Here is a 17,516-nt window from a genome sequence, read left to right as displayed (position 1 = left end):
ATGAACCCCTTATTTGCCAATCAGGCAAGCACCAGTCAGAACACCGTAGAGCAACCGGAAGAAAAGCCGGAGTATACCGTTCTCATTATTGACGATGAAGCCGAAATACACCGGGTAACAGAACTCACCCTTAAACGGTTTCGCTTTGAAGGAAAACTTATTCGGTACCTTCATGCTTACTCAGCGGAAGAAGCAAAAGACGTGTTCTTACAAAACCCGGATATTGCACTGGCTTTGGTAGACGTGGTGATGGAAAACGACCATGCGGGTCTGGATCTGGTACATTGGGTTCGCAAAGAGCTAAACAATACTATGTGTCGGTTAGTACTGCGAACCGGGCAACCGGGTCAGGCCCCAGAACACGAGGTGATCGAAAAGTACGATATTAACGACTACAAGGAAAAGACTGAACTCACCAGTCAAAAGCTTAAAACCCTTATGTATAGCGGTCTGCGCTCATACCGGGACATCAGTACAATTGAATCACATCGCAAAGGACTGCGTCAGGTTATTGAAAGTACCGGTAACATGCTTCGTTCAAATTCATTGAACGCGTTTGCAACTGCCGTATTGAAAGAAATTATGAATATTTTGCAAATCGACTCCAGTGCGATTTATTGGTCAACCGGATCAAATTCCGATGCTATCAGAAGCAATGGCCGTATTCTGGCTTCTACCGGCCAACTTTCTATCGACCCGGAGATCGCAGCGTTATCGGATTTACCGGAAAAGGTACAAGCAAAATTTATAAAAGCGCTGACGCTAAAGCGTTCATTTCATTCTGAAGACGGTTTTATCTTTTATCTACAAACCGACAAAGGTAACGAGAACCTGCTGTATATAGACACTCAAGGGGAGCTATCCAGCAGCCAGCAAGAGTTTTTAGAGATTTACTGTATCAATGTTGCGCTGGCTTACGACAATCTGCTGATGAGTGAAGACGTAATAGAAACACAGCGCGAGCTGGTTTATTTACTGGGTGACGCAGTGGAAATGCGTAGTAAGGAAACGGGTGCTCACGTTAAGCGCGTGTCGCTTATCAGCTATAAACTCGCCTCCCTCTATGGATTAAACGAACACGAATCACTGCTGATTAAACGCGGTGCGCCGCTTCATGATTTGGGAAAAGTAGCCATTCCGGACGGCATTTTACACAAGCCGGGAAAATTGGAACCGGAAGAATGGGAACAAATGAAAACCCACGCACAAATCGGCTACGAAATATTGCGTAATTCGAAAAAGCCCATCCTTAAAATTGCGGCGGAGATATGTCGTACCCACCACGAGCGATGGGATGGACAAGGCTACCCTAATCGTCTGGCAGGTGAAGCTATACCGCTCGCAGGTCGCATCACTGCACTGGCTGACGTGTTTGATGCCCTGGGTTCTCGCCGATGCTATAAGGAGCCCTGGACCACTGACAGGATTAAAGCAATATTAATCGAGGAGCGTGGGAAGCACTTTGAACCTCGGCTGGTTGATATTCTGCTCAATAACTTCGATGAATTTTGGCAAATCAGAGAGGCATTCCCCGACGCAGGAGAAGAATAATGGATGTTCAATCCCGTATTGTAGAGTTGGCGCTCAGCCCTGAAGTTAAAATGGGAGAAACAGCCCACTGTGCAAAAATCATTGCCGACATAATTACCGATGCTGCGGGCACAACGGCTTTTGGTATGTGGCTTGGTCGCTTAGACGCCTCTTTACAACCCGTTTATCGAGATACCAACGAGAATTGTTATCGCGATACCCTGCTGCCATTGTCATTAGCACCGGAGTTTGCTCAATTAGTGCGCGACCAGTCGCTAACCCATGTTGGCCGAAACAGTGATTTACCCAATGGTGAAGTGTTACAGAATCATCTGCTGTTTAAAACAAAAGGCAGCGCTACACTGGTTTCTGATCACAATGCTGACATCCTGTGTTTACTGGTTTGCGAACCTGGACTGCCGAATAACTTTGATCTGCTGCCCTTGCAAAAGCTGGCGCGTGTGTTCTTACATTGCGCGATTGCACGTCAAAATCAAGATTACCTCAAATTACTTAAGGATATGAAGCAACAGGTTGTTAAAACCGAGCAACTGGCCATGCTAGGCGGCATTGTTGCATCGGTAACACACGAGATAAATACCCCGTTGGGTGTTGCCGTTACCGGCTTGTCGCACCTGACTGACGAGGTAAACGCTCTCAACGATCAATTTATTAGTGGCACACTCACGGAAACATCGTTCAAGGACTTTATGGCAAGCTGTGCCGAGGTCTGTACCTTACTGGATTTTAACATTCACCGGGCTGTTGAACTGGTAAACGGGTTTAAGAAAACGGCCGTTGACCAGGCTGCGCAGGATACGATCAAATTTAATATATCAGAACGGATCAAAGGGCTTGCCACCAGTCTAGGGCCAGAATTAAAACGCCATGGGATCAAACTACGTCTAGCGCTGCCTCAAGCAGCCATCACCGAGAATGTGCCGGGTGCATTGTCGCAAATCATGACCAATTTGTTTTTTAATTCTGTAAAGCACGCTTTTCAGGGGATTGAGTCACCGGTTGTCAGTGTGTCGAGTGACTATGACAGCGAGCGAAGCGTCCTCAAGGTGATCTATAGCGACAACGGTGTTGGCATTCCTAAAGCCCATCAGCCATTGATTTTCCAACAGTTCTTTACCACACGTCGGGGCGAGGACGGCAGCGGACTGGGTATGTCGATAGCCAAAGAATTAGCGCAAAACAAGTTACAGGGTGACTTGTACTTTGATCCGACTTACACGGATGGCGCGCGATTTATTATTGAGATCCCCATTTCAGAATACACTGCGTAACCAGGTGTTACGCAATCGTGTAGAGAACAAAGAGGAATACGGCAGAGTAACGTTACTTCAATCGGACTAATTTTACAAAGCGGTACGAATAGGGGTTCTTTTCGTCAGGCTGCATGCTCTGCTCGTCTGCCAATGCCCATTCACCACTTTCGTGATAATCGGGAAAGCGGGTATCGCCAGCCACATCCAAATCAATAAAGGTAAGGTACAAGGTGTCAGCCATTGATAAAAATTGCTGGTAAATATTGCCACCACCAATAATCATCACTTCCTGAGTGTCCTGTTCAGATGCAAGCGCCAGAGCGGCGTCAGGACTGGTTACTACCGTTGCGTCGGTCAATGCGTAGCCGCTATCTCGGGTGATCACAATGTTCAAACGCCCGGGAAGCGCTCTGCCAATTGACTCATAGGTTTTACGCCCCATGATGACAGGCTTGCCCAGTGTAACGCGTTTAAAATGGGCCAGATCTGCTGGCAGATGCCATGGCATAGCGTTATCGGCACCAATCACCCGATCATTCGCCATAGCCGCAATCATTGCTATTTTTACCTCTGCCATACCCCGCCCTTACCTTTATTTACGGTAAATAACCTCGACGTCATGATCATCGTCGTCGTCTTCGTCATCCCAGTCATCGTCGTCAAAATCAAAATCATCAGTGGGGACTTTACGGTGCGTATCCCAAGAAAACTCAACGTTCTTCCTTTCATCTTCTGCTTCAACGTCGGCAGGTAGATTTTCCAGGTAATTCATGATGTCGTAACACAAGGGGTCGAGATTCAGGCGCTGAAAAGCAGAAATCTGGTACGTTGGACCATCCCATTCGAGCGCATCCTTAATGTCATTACACAGCGCGTCAGCTTCTTCTTCCAACAACAAATCAATTTTGTTAAAGACTAACCAGCGTGGCTTCGCTGCCAACTTAGGACTGTATTTCTCCAGTTCATGAATAATTGTTCTGGCGTTTTCCACCGGATCAGACTGATCGGCAGGCATTAAATCGACCAGATGCAGCAAAACACGGCAGCGCTCAAGGTGCTTAAGGAAGCGAATTCCCAAACCTGCGCCTTCTGCTGCGCCCTCAATTAAGCCGGGAATATCGGCAATAACAAAGCTGCGCTGAGAATCCTGGCGCACAACACCTAAGTTGGGTACCAAGGTGGTAAATGGATAATCGGCCACTTTAGGTTTAGCCGCAGACACGGAGCGAATGAACGTAGATTTACCGGCATTTGGCAACCCAAGTAAACCCACATCAGCCAACAGCATTAGCTCTAACTTAAGATTGCGAATTTCACCTGGTGTGCCATCGCTCTTTTGTCGTGGCGCCCGGTTAACACTGCTCTTAAAACGCGCATTGCCTAATCCGTGATAGCCGCCCTGTGCCACTTTCATTTTCTGACCATGCTTGGTGAGATCGCCCAACACTTCCAGAGTGTCAGCATCCGTTGCTCGGGTTCCAACGGGTACGCTAAGGACGAGATCTTTACCGCCTTTGCCATTACAATTGCCACCCTGGCCGTTTTGACCCCGTTCGGCGCGGTGAAAGCGCTCAAAACGGTAGTCGATCAGGGTGTTCAGGTTTTCATCGGCCATCAGGTAAACACTGCCGCCGTCACCACCGTCGCCACCATCCGGGCCGCCTCTGGGAACATATTTCTCGCGACGAAAGCCGATGGTGCCATTACCACCGTCTCCAGCTTCAACCCGAATTTCAGCTTCATCTACAAATTTCATGTTTTTCCCCGGAACGAACCCTAGACGTTAATTGTACTGCATTTTACACGATAGGACTAAATGGCGCCTATCCAGGCCAGATCTCACCAAAATACTGAGACTTACAACAAAAAACCCCGCAAGCGCGGGGTTTTTTAAATCGATCAACGATTGCGCTTATTCAGCAACAATGCTCACGAACTTACGGTTGTTAGGTCCTTTTACTTCGAACTTAACTTTGCCGTCAGCAAGAGCAAACAGGGTGTGGTCTTTACCAATACCCATGTTGTTACCAGCGTGGAATTTGGTACCGCGTTGTCTAACAATAATGTTGCCAGCTAACACAGACTCACCACCGAAACGCTTAACACCTAAGCGTTTGCTTTCTGAATCACGACCGTTTTTGGTACTACCACCAGCCTTTTTGTGTGCCATGTGTCTATGCTCCTATTATGCGTTAATACCAGTGATTTTCACTTCAGTGAACCACTGACGGTGACCCGCTTGCTTGCGCGAGTGCTTACGACGACGGAACTTAACGATTTTTACTTTATCGCCACGACCGTGTGTAACCACTTCAGCAGTCACTTTACCACCGGCTACATATGGGGTGCCGATTTTAACGTCATCACCATTGCTAACCATTAATACGTTGTCAAATTCTACAGTTTCACCTGCAGCAACTTCGATCTTCTCTAGACGAACGGTCTGACCTTCGGCCACACGGTGTTGTTTACCACCACTTTGGAAAACCGCGTACATAACTTTCTCCGCTCTGCGCCAATGTGCGCTTCATCATTTCTAAAACAGGGCGCGAATTGTACGTGAATCACCAAACGATCTCAACCCCACAAATGCGAAAAAAAGATTATTTTTCGAGCTAAATGTTTTAAAGGTTTCGAAACCGTTGATTTTAATGATGAGACACGTTTATTCCGAGCCATTCAAATTGCGAATAATACAGGATTTCAACAAGCTAACCAGCAAATTTGTAAGTATCAATGCGAACATTTTTAATTGCTTTCAGACAGGTTGAATGCTTGCACATAACCACTGACCGATAATATGACCTCAACGCCGTTTAAGAGGGAGATTTAAAAGGGGTAAGTGATCCGTTTTACAGTATTATTCGCACCAGTAAGCGCATTATTCCTGTTATTCACTGGATACGAGCGTTTATTTATGTACAATCTGCTGCCAGTTGAGGATGAGTCCCGGACGGCTACTTACCATTATGAATACAGAGCAAATCAAGGCGCTTGCAGAATCTGATATGCAGGCAGTCAACAAACTGATTCAGCAACAGGTTGACTCAGACGTTGCCCTTATTAATCAACTGGGCTTTTACATTGTGAACAGTGGCGGCAAACGATTAAGGCCCCTGCTTACCGTGCTGGCAGCCCGCGCGCTCAACATACAGTCTCAACAGCATCATACCCTTGCCGCTATCGTTGAATTTATTCACACTGCTACGCTATTACACGATGATGTGGTTGACGAATCTACCATGCGCCGCGGCAGAGAAACCGCCAACGCGCTATTTGGTAATCAGGCCAGCGTGCTGGTTGGCGACTTCCTGTACACACGCTCATTCCAAATGATGGTAAGCCTGAACAGTATGCGGGTAATGGAAATTCTGTCGGATTCTACCAACCGTATTGCCCAGGGCGAAGTGCAGCAATTAATGAATTGCAACGACCCCAACACGACGGAAGCCAGTTATTTCGACGTCATTTACGGCAAAACAGCACGCCTGTTCGAAGCGGCCACGCAGTTGGCCGCCGTGATCACAGGTCAGCCAGACACCATCGAGCGAGCCATGCAGGATTACGGCAAACATTTGGGTACGGCATTCCAGTTGGCAGATGACCTGCTGGATTATGAGTCTGATGCCGAAGCCATGGGTAAAAATGCCGGGGACGATTTAGCCGAAGGTAAGCCTACCTTGCCACTGTTGTATGCAATGTGGCACGCGAATGAAGACGATGCGGCACTGATCCGCGAAGCGATTGAAGAAGCCAACGGTTTACCGCATTTAAACCGTATACTGGCAGTAATGAAATCAACCGGTGCGCTAGATTACACTCGTCAGAAAGCAAATGAAGAAGCCGACAAAGCCATTACTGCGCTATCGGCAATCCCCGAAAGCGATTATAAGCAGGCATTAATTGCCCTGGCACATATTGCGGTAGACAGAAACAGTTAACCGCCCCGCTCTAACATATAGCCCAGCAGACCAATCATAAATCCCAGTACGCCACCTAACGGTGGCGCCCAGTGGTTGTCCATCTTAACCTGCGGCGCTATATCCTGTAATAGCGAATACAGAATACCACCAGCGGCAAATAACATAATGCACGACACCACGGCCGGATAGTCTGCCAACCAGTAAAACCCCATAAGCGCCATCAAAGGTCCACTAAACGCCATAAGCGTAAACAGACCAATGATACGACGGTTGCTGAAATGCCCCTGGTCTTTTAACTCGCGATAAGCGTTAAAGCCTTCAGGAAAGTTCTGTACAGCCACGAGAACACCTAACAAGAGACTACCGCTGCCAATCGCGGCTGCGGTGCCAAGAGCAACGGATTCGGGAATGAAGTCAATTAACATTGACACCAGTTGACTTGCCGAAAACTGATGTTTAGCCAGCCAGATATCCGCCCACATGAATGCCAGCGAACCGGCGAGAAAGCTTATACTGGCAGCGGGAATGCTCACAGCATGAATACCTTCTGGCACCAATACCAGGGCAACTGCTGACATTAATGCGCCAGCCCCCATCGCCAGAATGCCATGCCGAAGCTCTTCGTCTAACCAGGCGGGAAAAACCCGCTCATAACATCCCAGTAATGCCCCGGCAGGCATGGCAAGCCCAGCACACAGGGCAATTAACAGCAGGGATACCAGTGCGGGCTCAGCCATGAATGATTAACAGGCCTATTCCAGACCTGCTTCACGGGTCATGTTTTCGTTGCGATCACGGTGCACAATCACGTTATCTTCAATGCGTACACCACCGAATGGTTTATAGGCGGCGACGGTATCCCAGTTAATAAACTTTGACTGCTCACTGGCTTTTAAATCAGCCAGTAGTGAATCAATAAAATACAATCCAGGTTCTACCGTAAAGACCTGTTGGGCTTCCACGGTGCGGGTACATCGCAAAAACGGATGATCTTCAGGTGCAGGACATGGCGTCCCGCGATCGTCAGACACTAATCCACTTACATCGTGGACCTGTAAGCCAAGGAAATGACCAATTCCGTGTGGGAAAAACGTCTTCGTGATCCCTTCTGCCACACAATCCTCTGCAGACAGATTCACTATACCCGCCTGTTGCAGGATACGACCAATACCGTCATGGGCTTTCGTTTGCAATACAGGATAAGGCACACCGGGTTTCAGCTCATTAATCAGGGCAACCGTTAATGCATCCACTTCTGTAATAAGGTCGGCAAACGCACCTGATTGCCGGGCATATGTGCGGGTAATATCGGCGGCGTAGCCATGACAACTGGCCCCTGCATCGATTAGAAACGAACGATGCTCAGAGGGTGCCACCGTGTCGTAAATCATGTAATGCAGAATAGAGGCATGCTCGTTTAGCGCAACGATCCCGGTGTAAGGCACATCGTTCTCACCTTGCCGCGCAGCAGCGTTGTATGCCAGATTGATCCCAAACTCACTCTCACCGGCCAGGAAGGCAGCTTCAGCGGCCTTATGTGCCCCCACTGCAATTCGGTTAGCCTCGCGCATACACGCAAGCTCATAGTCGGTTTTAAAGGAGCGGTGGTAGTGCAAATAGTGTAATACCCGGTCTGGGTTCACGTTGTCGAATCCCAGTGCCCGGGCTACTTCAATATACTCGCCGATATAGGCATAACGCGATTTGTCGAAAGGTAAGTGCTTCTCAACCATGTCAGCTTGTTTAAGCATAATGATGTCAAAACAATCGGTCCAGAATGCGTCAGGCTCGGGTGGCACTTTATGCCAAAAGTCCAGTGGGCGGTAAAATATCAGTTTTGGTTTATCGGTACCATTCACCACTAGCCAGCAGTTTGGATTATCCACCACGGGTAACCAGGCTTTAAACTGCGGATTGACTTTAAACGGATAGTGATTGTCGTCGAGGAACAATCGTTTGCTTTGCCCGGAGTGGATCACCAGGCCGTCGATCCCTTCCCGCTGTATCGCCTGACGGGTGCGTTCCTGCAAGGTTTCGATATGTGCCGCGTAGCGGTCAACTTGAACTGTCATAGTGCCTCTTTTTTTGGAATAGTTTTACCGGCTAACACTATCACGCCATCAGGGTAAAGTCAGGCTGTCTGCCGACACTTTCATGCGACTCAAAGTATCAAACAAATCGGAAGACTGTCCAAGTTGCTTCTGATAGATATAGCGATATGCCATTACCGCTTTAACATAGTGTCGGGTTTCCCGGTACGGAATGTTTTCAATCCACACATCCAAAGGTTGTTCGCCTTCCGCGGGCAGCCATTGCATCACTCGTTGCCAGCCGGCATTGTAAGATGCGGTTACCAACACCGGGTTTTCTCCCAGTTTGTCATTGAGGTATTTTAAATACTGAATCCCCAGCGACACGTTTTTATCGGGTTCAAACAGCGTGTTAGTGCCAACCCGCGAGGACGTGAGGTAATTCGCGGTATCGGGCATCAGTTGCATCAATCCACGGGCTCCTGCCGGCGATACGGCATCAACCATAAATGAACTTTCTCGTCTGGCAATCGCCATGGCCATGGCAGGATCAACCTTGTGCTGCGATGCCTGTTGTTGAAACTGATCGGCAAACGCCAATGGAAATCTGCGTTCCACATCATCAAAATGGCCGGTGCGGGCAAATCCAAAGATAGCCTGATCGTACCATCCCCAGTTACTGGCCAGAATGGTAGCAGCCTGCTTTTCGTCTTTATTCAGTTTTTTATTCAGATAAGACCATTCCCGACGGGCTTCGACATAACGACTCAGTTCAAACCATTCTTTTGCGCGCTTCACCGCAGGATATAAACTCACTTTTGCCAGTAAGGCATCGCTTACCGTTAATGGCTGTGTGGCCAGATCTGGCTGCTTTGCCAGCCTGGCGCTAGCCAGAAAACCGTAGTAATTTCTCTCATTGGCCAGCTCACCAAACAACTGATTTTGCGCTGCACTGGCATCAAGCTCGCCAATCCCTCTGGCACGCCAGTAACGAAACGCTTCATCGGCCTGTTCCTGAGTTGGCGCACTGTCTATCACGCCAAGTGCACCTTGCCAGTCGTGCTGACGCAACATATAGGCCAAATGCCAGTGCCTCACATCCGAATCAGCCGCTGGCACATTGGCCTTAGCTAACCACTCCATCGCTTTTTCGTCGTTATCAATGGCAAGGCTAATTGCAATGGCCCTATAGATTTGTTGCAGCTGTGGCTCGCTGAATTCGATTTTCTTCTGCCATACCGAAAAAGCACGAATAGCTTTGTTGGGATCCTGCCAGGCTAATCGGGTTATCCCATAATAAATTACTGGCAATTCATACTCTGTGTATTTGAGTGGAAAACTTGGATACCGGGTAACCGTTACCGGATTGCGCTTAATTTGCCGCCACAGGCCAATAAGATAATGATGTGTCTGTGGTAAACGGCTTTGCAGATAACCCAATAACTGGGTATTGCCTTCTTTAGCCACAAGCTCTGCCCTGGCCATGACCATGTCAATGGTCATCATTCCGGCACGTCGCCACAATTTAAACACAGGATCGCATTCATCCGGACGTGACTGGCCCGATAACCAAATATCGTTAACCTGTTCCAGCCAAAACGCCGGATTCTCGGTTTCTGCTAACTGAAAATTCAAATAATGACAGGTGTAAACAGTGCCCAAATGAGGCTGATAAGCTTCAATATACTGCTTGCCTAAAGACTGCTTGGCCAGCTCAGTGAGCCAACGCTTTCGCAACGTTGTTTCCAGCGGAGTACCAGCATAACGGGAAAAAAAGCGATCAACGTCTGAGACCGGCAAACTGGCTAATCGTTCTGACAGCGTTTGCAGTGTCAGATAAGGTAAGAGGGGGTAATCACTTAGTGATGCTAACTCAGTATCTAATCCTTTGGGATCACGCTTTTGCATAACCTCAATGTTTTTTTCCAATAGCAAAAACTGTTCGCGCTGAGCAAGCAATTTGGGGTCAGGCGAATCCCCGGCATGAGCAAACATGGCTAATCCGCTTAACACTTTCAAGCTGAACACTAAAACGTAGCGCCACCTTCTATTACGCACAACCATTCCCTCGTTACATAGCTAAACTGTTCGACATTGCATCGAATAATGAATTGAATATTAGGTCCCTTATTACATCATCATAATGGACTTCCCCTTATACACGGGGCAAAAACGGTGAATCACATTAGAATTGTAGACAATACACAGCATACAGGGTTGGGAATTTATTTTGAAAGTGTGTCTGATGATGATGCTATACATATCTATAAATAAATTAAATGTCTCGGTAACAGCTTGAAACTAAACCAGTTGCCACCATATACTTCGTTAAATTGAAACACTTGTTTGAATTATAGTTGAAATTTTTCTCTGCTTTGGAAAGAATCAGGGTCTATAACTAGTACGCGCCTCCCTACAATTTTACTTCATGCGTTTCGCGGAAAGGAGACAATAATGATCTATGAAGGCCAAAATCTAACGGTAAAACTGTTAGATAACGGTTTTGCTGAACTGGTATTTGATGCAGCTGGCTCAGTTAATAAATTTGACCGTCAAACAATTAATGAGCTGGATGAAGCGACCCAGGCCATTGCCGGCAACAGCGACATCAAGGGTGTCGTTGTTCGCAGTGGAAAACCTGCGTTTATCGTGGGTGCCGACATCACTGAATTTACCGGTATGTTCGCCCAACCAGAAGAAGAAGTACTGGAATGGGTAAGTAAAACCTCGCAAGTTTTCGATCGCTTTGAAGATCTCCCTGTGCCAACCATTGCAGCCATTAATGGTTTTGCTTTAGGCGGCGGCTGCGAAATGGCGCTTGCCTGCGATCTGCGTGTTGCTGACACGACTTCGGCTATCGGTTTACCGGAAGTTAAACTGGGCCTGATGCCCGGCTTTGGTGGCACCGTGCGTTTACCCCGTATTATCGGTTCAGATAATGCGCTGGAGTGGATGACAACCGGCAAAGATCGCAAAGGTCAGCAAGCACTTGAAGAAGGTGCGGTCGACGCTGTCGTAACACCAGACAAATTGCTGACTGCAGCATTCAGCATGGTTGCCGATGCAGCAGCGGGTAAAATCAATTGGCAGGCCCGTCGCGCAGCGAAAACCTCTCCACTTAAGCTAAACAAGAATGAAGCGATGATGAGCTTCTCTACTGCACAGGCGTTTGTAGCTGCTCAGGCAGGTAAACACTATCCTGCGCCGCATATGATGGTAGAAACCGTTAAGAACGCGTCTGTACTTGGCCGCGCTGGTGCGCTCGCTCTTGAAAATCAGGGATTTGTTAAGCTGGCGAAAACTGATGCCGCCAAAGCACAAATCGGGATTTTCCTGGCAGACCAATTGGTAAAAGGCAAAGGTAAGAAGCTGGCTAAAGCATCAACCAAAGCCATCAAGCAAAATGCAGTGCTGGGTGCCGGTATCATGGGCGGCGGTATTGCATACCAAAGTGCAGTTAAAGGCACACCGGTAGTGATGAAAGACATCGCTCAGCCAGCACTGGACTTAGGTTTGTCAGAAGCCGCCAAGATCCTGGGCAAAGGTATGCAGCGTGGTAAGGTGACGCCTGAAGTCATGGCAAAGACACTGAATGCCATTACCCCTACTCTTGAATACAGCGCGATCAAAGATGCCGACCTGGTAATTGAAGCCGTTGTTGAAAATCCAAAAGTGAAAGGCATTGTGTTGGCAGAAACGGAGCAACATGTTAGCGAAGACGCGATCATCTGTTCAAACACCTCTACTATTTCGATTAACCAGCTAGCAGAAAGCCTTAAAAAGCCCGAGCGCTTCTGTGGTATGCACTTCTTCAACCCAGTGCATCGCATGCCGCTGGTAGAAATTATTCGCGGTGAAAAAACCACGGACGACACCATTGCAGCGGTAGTTGCTGCTACATTGCAAATGGGTAAAACGCCAATTGTGGTAAACGACTGCCCAGGCTTCCTGGTTAACCGCGTATTGTTCCCGTACTTTGCTGGTTTCTCTAAGTTACTTTTAGACGGTGCAGATTTTGTTGCCGTAGACAAAGTGATGGAAAAACAATTTGGCTGGCCAATGGGCCCGGCATATCTGCTTGATGTAGTAGGTATGGACACCGCTGATCACGCAGCATCAGTAATGGCTGACGGGATCCCCGAGCGCATGCAGAAGATTGCCAATGACCCGGTAACCCTTCTGTTTAGTGCGAAGCGCCTGGGGCAGAAAAACGGCAAAGGTTTCTACAATTTTGGCACCGACAAGCGCGGTCGTCCGTCTAAAGAAGCGGCTGCGGAAGCCTATGAGTTAATTGCGCCAAACGCAGCGGCCAAACAAGACTTTAGTAGCGAGGAAATCATCGCTCGCCTGATGATCCCGATGGCTAACGAAGCCATTCGTTGCCTGGAAGAAGGTATTGTAGCGAGTGCGGCAGAAGCTGATATGGCGCTGCTGTATGGCTTGGGCTTCCCACCATTCCGCGGTGGTATTTTCCGTTATATTGAAACTATGGGATTAGCGAACTTCGTTGAACTTGCTGACAAGTACGCTCACCTTGGGCCGATTTACCAAATTACAGATGGCGTTCGCGAAATGGCCGCTGCTGGTAAATCTTACTTCGCTTAATCACCTTAGGAGAATAGAACATGAAAGAAGTTGTAGTTATCGACTGTATTCGTACCCCAATGGGTCGCTCAAAAGGTGGCGTATTCCGCAACGTACGTGCAGAGACCCTATCCGCGCATTTGATGAGCGCGTTGTTGGTTAGAAACCCAGGTGTTGATCCTACCGAAATTGAAGACATTATCTGGGGCTGTGTTCAGCAAACCAAAGAGCAGGGCTTTAACATTGCGCGTAATGCACAGTTGCTTACCGATATTCCTCGCAGCACGGCAGCAGTAACAGTTAACCGCTTATGCGGCTCGTCTATGCAGGCGCTACATGATGCAGCTATGGGCATCATGACTGGTCAGGGTGACGTTTACATGATTGGTGGCGTTGAGCACATGGGTCACGTGCCAATGACATTCAATGTGGATTTCCACCCTGGATTAGCAAAGTACACGGCAAAAGCGTCGGGCAATATGGGCATGACAGCAGAGCTGCTTGGCCGCCAGAATGGCATAACCCGCGAAATGCAGGATGCATTTGGAGCCCGCTCACACCAGCGCGCACACCAGGCGCATCTGGAAGGCCGCTGGGCAAACGAAATCGTTGCCACTGAAGGCCATGATGAAGACGGTGTTTTAAAATTAATCGACTTCGACGAAGTAATTCGCCCGGAGACAACGGTTGAAACACTGGCGGGACTGCGCCCGGTATTTGATCCGGTAAATGGCACCGTAACCGCGGGAACTTCATCAGCAATTTCTGATGGTGCATCGGCAATGTTACTGATGTCTGCAGATCGCGCCAAAGCGCTTGGCCTTACACCGCGCGCTCGTATTAAGTCTATGGGTGTTGCTGGGTGTGATGCCGCTATTATGGGCTTTGGACCAGTTCCTGCCACGCAAAAAGCACTGAAACGTGCAGGCATGACAATGGACGACATTGAGTTAGCCGAATTCAACGAAGCTTTCGCAGCACAAGCGCTAAGTTGTATTAAACAGCTCGGCTGGCTGGAAAAGTACGATGAGAAAGTTAACCTTAACGGCGGAGCCATTGCACTGGGTCACCCATTGGGGTGCTCTGGTTCACGGATTAGCACTACGCTAATTAACCTGATGGAAGCAAACGATAAATCTGTTGGTTTGGCTACCATGTGTATTGGTTTGGGTCAGGGTATCGCAACCATTTTTGAACGCGTGTAACCCTCACAGTGTAAACACAATTAAAAGGGGCTTTATGCCCCTTTTTCATATCCAAACCAATTGTTTCCCATTTATTTCCAGCAAATTCACACTAATAGTTTCAATTTTCCTGCAGGTAATAAATGGTTACAAATCTGACCCGGTATTTACTTTGCAAAACGTTAATTTCTACTATAAAACATGCGCTTAGTGACATGCACTCAACAAATGGCATGTTCATTCAACTATTCACTCTTAGAGAAAGGACCTCAAATGAGAAAAACACTATTAGCTTGCCTGTTAGCCACTGCCTCTGCTTCTGCCAATGCCGATTGGAACGCTGGCTTATCCTACCTTAACCTGTCTGACAGCGAAGAGGGTTTAGATATTTCATTGGGCGGTATCGTTGGTCATGTCAGCTATGACTACGTTGTATCAGACCAGTTAACCATCATGCCTGAATTGCGTTTGGGTGTGGGTATTACTGACGATACAGTAAGAGTATTTTACACCGATGTTAAAATCGATTTGGACATGTTTACTGCACTTTCCGTTCGTGCACAATACGAATTAACCGACCAGTTTTATGTGTTTGCGAACCCGTCTTATGCCTACGCGAAAATCGGTTACACCATAGAAGAATACTCTGAGTCTGATTCAGACGGTGATTGGGAATTTGGCATTGGTGGCGGCATGGGTTATCAAGTGAGTGAGAGCACATCACTTGAGTTACGCTATGAATCCTACAGTGGTACAGACGTACTTTCTCTGGGTGTGAGTGTAGGTTTCTAAACCTACCTGACTCAAAGGCACGTTTAGTGCGTGCCTTAACTAATTCTTTATGGCCTTACGAACAGCATTAAGTAAAGAACCGGCCACATCATAGCCTGTTGTTTCTGTTCGCGAATGCGGTTGCGAGTCAATCAAATAGCATTTGCTGATACCGGCATTGTGCCCCGCTTCAACATCTGACAATTTGTCTCCGATCATTACGGACGCCGCCATATCTACGCCAAATTCTTGTTTCGCTTTAAGCAACATACCTGGCTTGGGTTTTCGGCAGTCACAGTCTTGCAGATAATCACCTATGCCATGGGTAGCGTGATGCGGGCAATAATACACTGCATCAATGGTAATACCCTGTTTTGAAAATTGCCCTAACATCCACTTGTTGAGTGTTTGATACGCCCCTTCACTAAAGTAGCCTCGGGCAATACCTGATTGGTTGGTAACGATAAAAATAGCAAAGCCTGCTTCTTTGATGATCTTGCACGCCTCAAATACGCCAGGATTAAAATCAAACTGCTCTGGTGAAGAGAGGTATCCATGATCAATATTAATCACACCGTCCCGATCTAAGAAAAACGCCTTCACTGTAAATGCATACCCGTGTCTGGAAATGGTAAAGAGTATACCGTAGTTCACATTATTTTCGGATACAACAAGCACCATCATCGCTAACCATATATACTACGGAAAACACAAATATATGAAATTGCCCATGTCAGACACGATTAAAGCCAAAATTAAAGACTCTATTGCAACCAAAGAATTATTGTTAAACGATGACGTATTACTGGCCGAATTTGATGCCTTGATTAACGCTTGCCTGAACTCATTAAAGCAAGGCGGAAAAGTGATATTTTGTGGTAATGGCGGAAGCTTTGCAGACGCTCAGCATTTGTCTGCTGAATTCACCGCTCGCTTTGAAAAAGAACGAAGATCACTACCGTCTCTGGCTTTGGGAACCAACAGTTCAACACTCAGTGCAATTGGTAACGACTACGGATTTGAATATATCTTCTCACGTGAATTGGATAGCATTGCATCCACAGACGATGTGTTTATCGCTATTTCTACCAGTGGTAATAGTAAAAACGTGGTTGAAGCGGTAAAAGTAGCCAACGAAAAAGGCATTAAGACCTGGGGCTGGACAGGCAAAGGCGCCGGTAAAATGGACAGTCTCTGCCCTACCATTCAGATCCCTTCTAACAACACAGCGCGCATTCAGGAGTGCCATATTTTGCTAGGGCACATTCTTTGTGGTCAGGTAGAAGAACGATATTTTAATTAATCGGCGTATCGCGGTAGAGATCAATGGGAAACCACTCAGTAATTTCTATCGCGGGTTTGTCATTAATATGAATAACGTATGTTCTGTAAGCGAGTTCTTCATCTGACTTCCAGAAGGATTCAGTAGCAGCTTCAACACCCAGGTCGAGAATTTCGCGATAAGACTCCACACCTTCGTCACGCAACAGCTCGCCAATTCCAATCTTATTCTCCACCAGGCGTTGCGCGGTGTTTGCTGGGAGAACGTCCAGTAATATATAAGAATCGGCTGAAGCATAGGTACGCTTGCTTTCCTGCCCGGTTAACAGCACCTTTCGATGTAAATACTGACTGTTACTGTTCGATATATGACTGGATTTACACTCCGGCTTATCAATGCGCTGGTGAAGCAAACTGTGAACATTTACTCGCTCCCAATAATAAGCCTCTATAGATTTCGTTACGGTACCATCTGTTACAAGTAATGTTCGCAAAAACGGTGGAAAAGCGGACAGATCGATATTATGGCCCTTTGCATTCACCACAATATTTCCCTGCACAAACCCTTTGGTTTTAAAAAGTTTCTGTATCAAACCTGATTAACCCGAATTGTATTTATCAGCGCTAATATATCACTTAGCCGCTAAAACCGCCTTGCACTTTTAACCTCTATGTGAATTCCGGGCATAGAGACGCGAGCGTATCAAACAGGATGGTTTGCTTTAGTGATTATTTACCAAAGGTCCCGGACAAGTGCTGCGCACTTTCCGGGAAGACAGGTGTGAGGTTTTGCACTTTGCGTGAAGACGATTCTTTTGCTTTGCACTTTTCAGGAAGCCCGTTGATTTGCAGAAACAAAAAAGCCCACTCAATCGAGTGGGCCTTTCTTTTAATTGGGAGCCCCGTAGCCGGCGCGGGCGGTGTTCTACTGTTACATGG

Annotated in this window: 16 protein-coding genes; 7 read left to right on the top strand and 9 right to left on the bottom strand. The window is 47.4% G+C overall.

Features of this window, described 5'->3' with window-relative positions:
- Both FJ444_RS17485 and FJ444_RS17480 read left to right on the top strand, forming a co-directional pair.
- Positions 1 to 1,551, top strand: a complete 1,551-nt coding sequence (locus FJ444_RS17485; RefSeq protein WP_140960483.1) for a DUF3369 domain-containing protein — start codon at positions 1 to 3, stop codon at positions 1,549 to 1,551.
- Positions 1,551 to 2,822, top strand: coding sequence for a sensor histidine kinase (locus FJ444_RS17480; protein ID WP_140960481.1), 1,272 nt, complete (start codon positions 1,551 to 1,553; stop codon positions 2,820 to 2,822). The genes FJ444_RS17485 and FJ444_RS17480 overlap by 1 nt, the downstream gene beginning before the upstream one ends.
- 52 nt (positions 2,823 to 2,874) lie before the next feature.
- Here the strand turns inward: FJ444_RS17480 and folA are convergent, their stop codons facing one another.
- From folA to rplU, 4 genes are all read right to left on the bottom strand, one after another.
- Positions 2,875 to 3,381 carry a type 3 dihydrofolate reductase gene (gene folA / locus FJ444_RS17475; RefSeq protein ID WP_255439287.1) on the bottom strand — a complete coding sequence of 169 codons (507 nt, stop codon included), beginning with the start codon at positions 3,379 to 3,381 and terminating at the stop codon, positions 2,875 to 2,877.
- Between the two features lie 15 nt (positions 3,382 to 3,396).
- On the bottom strand, positions 3,397 to 4,560 hold the full coding sequence (gene cgtA / locus FJ444_RS17470; protein ID WP_140960479.1) for an Obg family GTPase CgtA: 1,164 nt from the start codon (positions 4,558 to 4,560) through the stop codon (positions 3,397 to 3,399).
- Positions 4,561 to 4,716: 156 nt separating this feature from the next.
- Positions 4,717 to 4,974: a 50S ribosomal protein L27 gene (gene rpmA, locus FJ444_RS17465; RefSeq protein ID WP_070176396.1), complete on the bottom strand. Its 258-nt coding sequence runs from the start codon at positions 4,972 to 4,974 to the stop codon at positions 4,717 to 4,719.
- Between the two features lie 15 nt (positions 4,975 to 4,989).
- Positions 4,990 to 5,301, bottom strand: coding sequence for a 50S ribosomal protein L21 (gene rplU / locus FJ444_RS17460; protein WP_073325414.1), 312 nt, complete (start codon positions 5,299 to 5,301; stop codon positions 4,990 to 4,992).
- Positions 5,302 to 5,773: 472 nt separating this feature from the next.
- Between rplU and ispB the strand changes: the two genes are divergently transcribed.
- Positions 5,774 to 6,745, top strand: coding sequence for an octaprenyl diphosphate synthase (gene ispB / locus FJ444_RS17455; RefSeq protein WP_140960477.1), 972 nt, complete (start codon positions 5,774 to 5,776; stop codon positions 6,743 to 6,745).
- On the opposite strand, the gene FJ444_RS17450 is transcribed toward ispB, so the two are convergent.
- Genes FJ444_RS17450 through FJ444_RS17440 form a run of 3 tightly spaced genes read right to left on the bottom strand, consistent with a single transcriptional unit; the run spans position 6,742 to position 10,815 of the window.
- Positions 6,742 to 7,464, bottom strand: coding sequence for a ZIP family metal transporter (locus tag FJ444_RS17450; protein WP_140960475.1), 723 nt, complete (start codon positions 7,462 to 7,464; stop codon positions 6,742 to 6,744). The genes ispB and FJ444_RS17450 overlap by 4 nt on opposite strands.
- Positions 7,465 to 7,479: 15 nt before the next feature.
- Positions 7,480 to 8,799, bottom strand: a complete 1,320-nt coding sequence (gene pepQ, locus FJ444_RS17445; RefSeq protein WP_140960473.1) for a Xaa-Pro dipeptidase — start codon at positions 8,797 to 8,799, stop codon at positions 7,480 to 7,482.
- Between the two features lie 48 nt (positions 8,800 to 8,847).
- Positions 8,848 to 10,815 (bottom strand): transglycosylase SLT domain-containing protein, encoded by a 1,968-nt coding sequence (locus tag FJ444_RS17440; RefSeq protein WP_181405214.1) that lies wholly within the window; start codon positions 10,813 to 10,815, stop codon positions 8,848 to 8,850.
- A gap of 396 nt (positions 10,816 to 11,211) precedes the next feature.
- Between FJ444_RS17440 and fadB the strand changes: the two genes are divergently transcribed.
- From fadB to FJ444_RS17425, 3 genes are all read left to right on the top strand, one after another.
- Complete coding sequence (gene fadB, locus FJ444_RS17435; protein WP_140960469.1) at positions 11,212 to 13,362, top strand: fatty acid oxidation complex subunit alpha FadB; 2,151 nt, start codon at positions 11,212 to 11,214, stop codon at positions 13,360 to 13,362.
- A 20-nt stretch (positions 13,363 to 13,382) separates the two neighbouring features.
- Positions 13,383 to 14,546, top strand: coding sequence for an acetyl-CoA C-acyltransferase FadA (fadA, locus tag FJ444_RS17430; protein WP_140960467.1), 1,164 nt, complete (start codon positions 13,383 to 13,385; stop codon positions 14,544 to 14,546).
- Between the two features lie 252 nt (positions 14,547 to 14,798).
- Complete coding sequence (locus FJ444_RS17425) at positions 14,799 to 15,317, top strand: outer membrane beta-barrel protein (protein ID WP_181405213.1); 519 nt, start codon at positions 14,799 to 14,801, stop codon at positions 15,315 to 15,317.
- A gap of 39 nt (positions 15,318 to 15,356) precedes the next feature.
- On the opposite strand, the gene gmhB is transcribed toward FJ444_RS17425, so the two are convergent.
- Positions 15,357 to 15,950 carry a D-glycero-beta-D-manno-heptose 1,7-bisphosphate 7-phosphatase gene (gene gmhB, locus FJ444_RS17420; protein ID WP_181405212.1) on the bottom strand — a complete coding sequence of 198 codons (594 nt, stop codon included), beginning with the start codon at positions 15,948 to 15,950 and terminating at the stop codon, positions 15,357 to 15,359.
- 76 nt (positions 15,951 to 16,026) lie between these two features.
- Between gmhB and FJ444_RS17415 the strand changes: the two genes are divergently transcribed.
- Positions 16,027 to 16,599, top strand: coding sequence for an SIS domain-containing protein (locus tag FJ444_RS17415; RefSeq protein WP_140960461.1), 573 nt, complete (start codon positions 16,027 to 16,029; stop codon positions 16,597 to 16,599).
- On the opposite strand, the gene FJ444_RS17410 is transcribed toward FJ444_RS17415, so the two are convergent.
- Entirely contained in the window at positions 16,592 to 17,122 is a 531-nt protein-coding gene (locus FJ444_RS17410; RefSeq protein ID WP_181405211.1) for a chorismate pyruvate-lyase family protein, read from the bottom strand. The two genes, FJ444_RS17415 and FJ444_RS17410, sit on opposite strands and share 8 nt — an antisense overlap.
- Between the last annotated feature and the right edge of the window lie 394 nt (positions 17,123 to 17,516).

Origin of the sequence: Aestuariibacter sp. GS-14 (genome assembly GCF_006494365.1) — a bacterium.
GTDB lineage: Bacteria > Pseudomonadota > Gammaproteobacteria > Enterobacterales > Alteromonadaceae > Alteromonas > Alteromonas mangrovi.
This window is presented reverse-complemented; position numbering and strand designations above follow the sequence as displayed.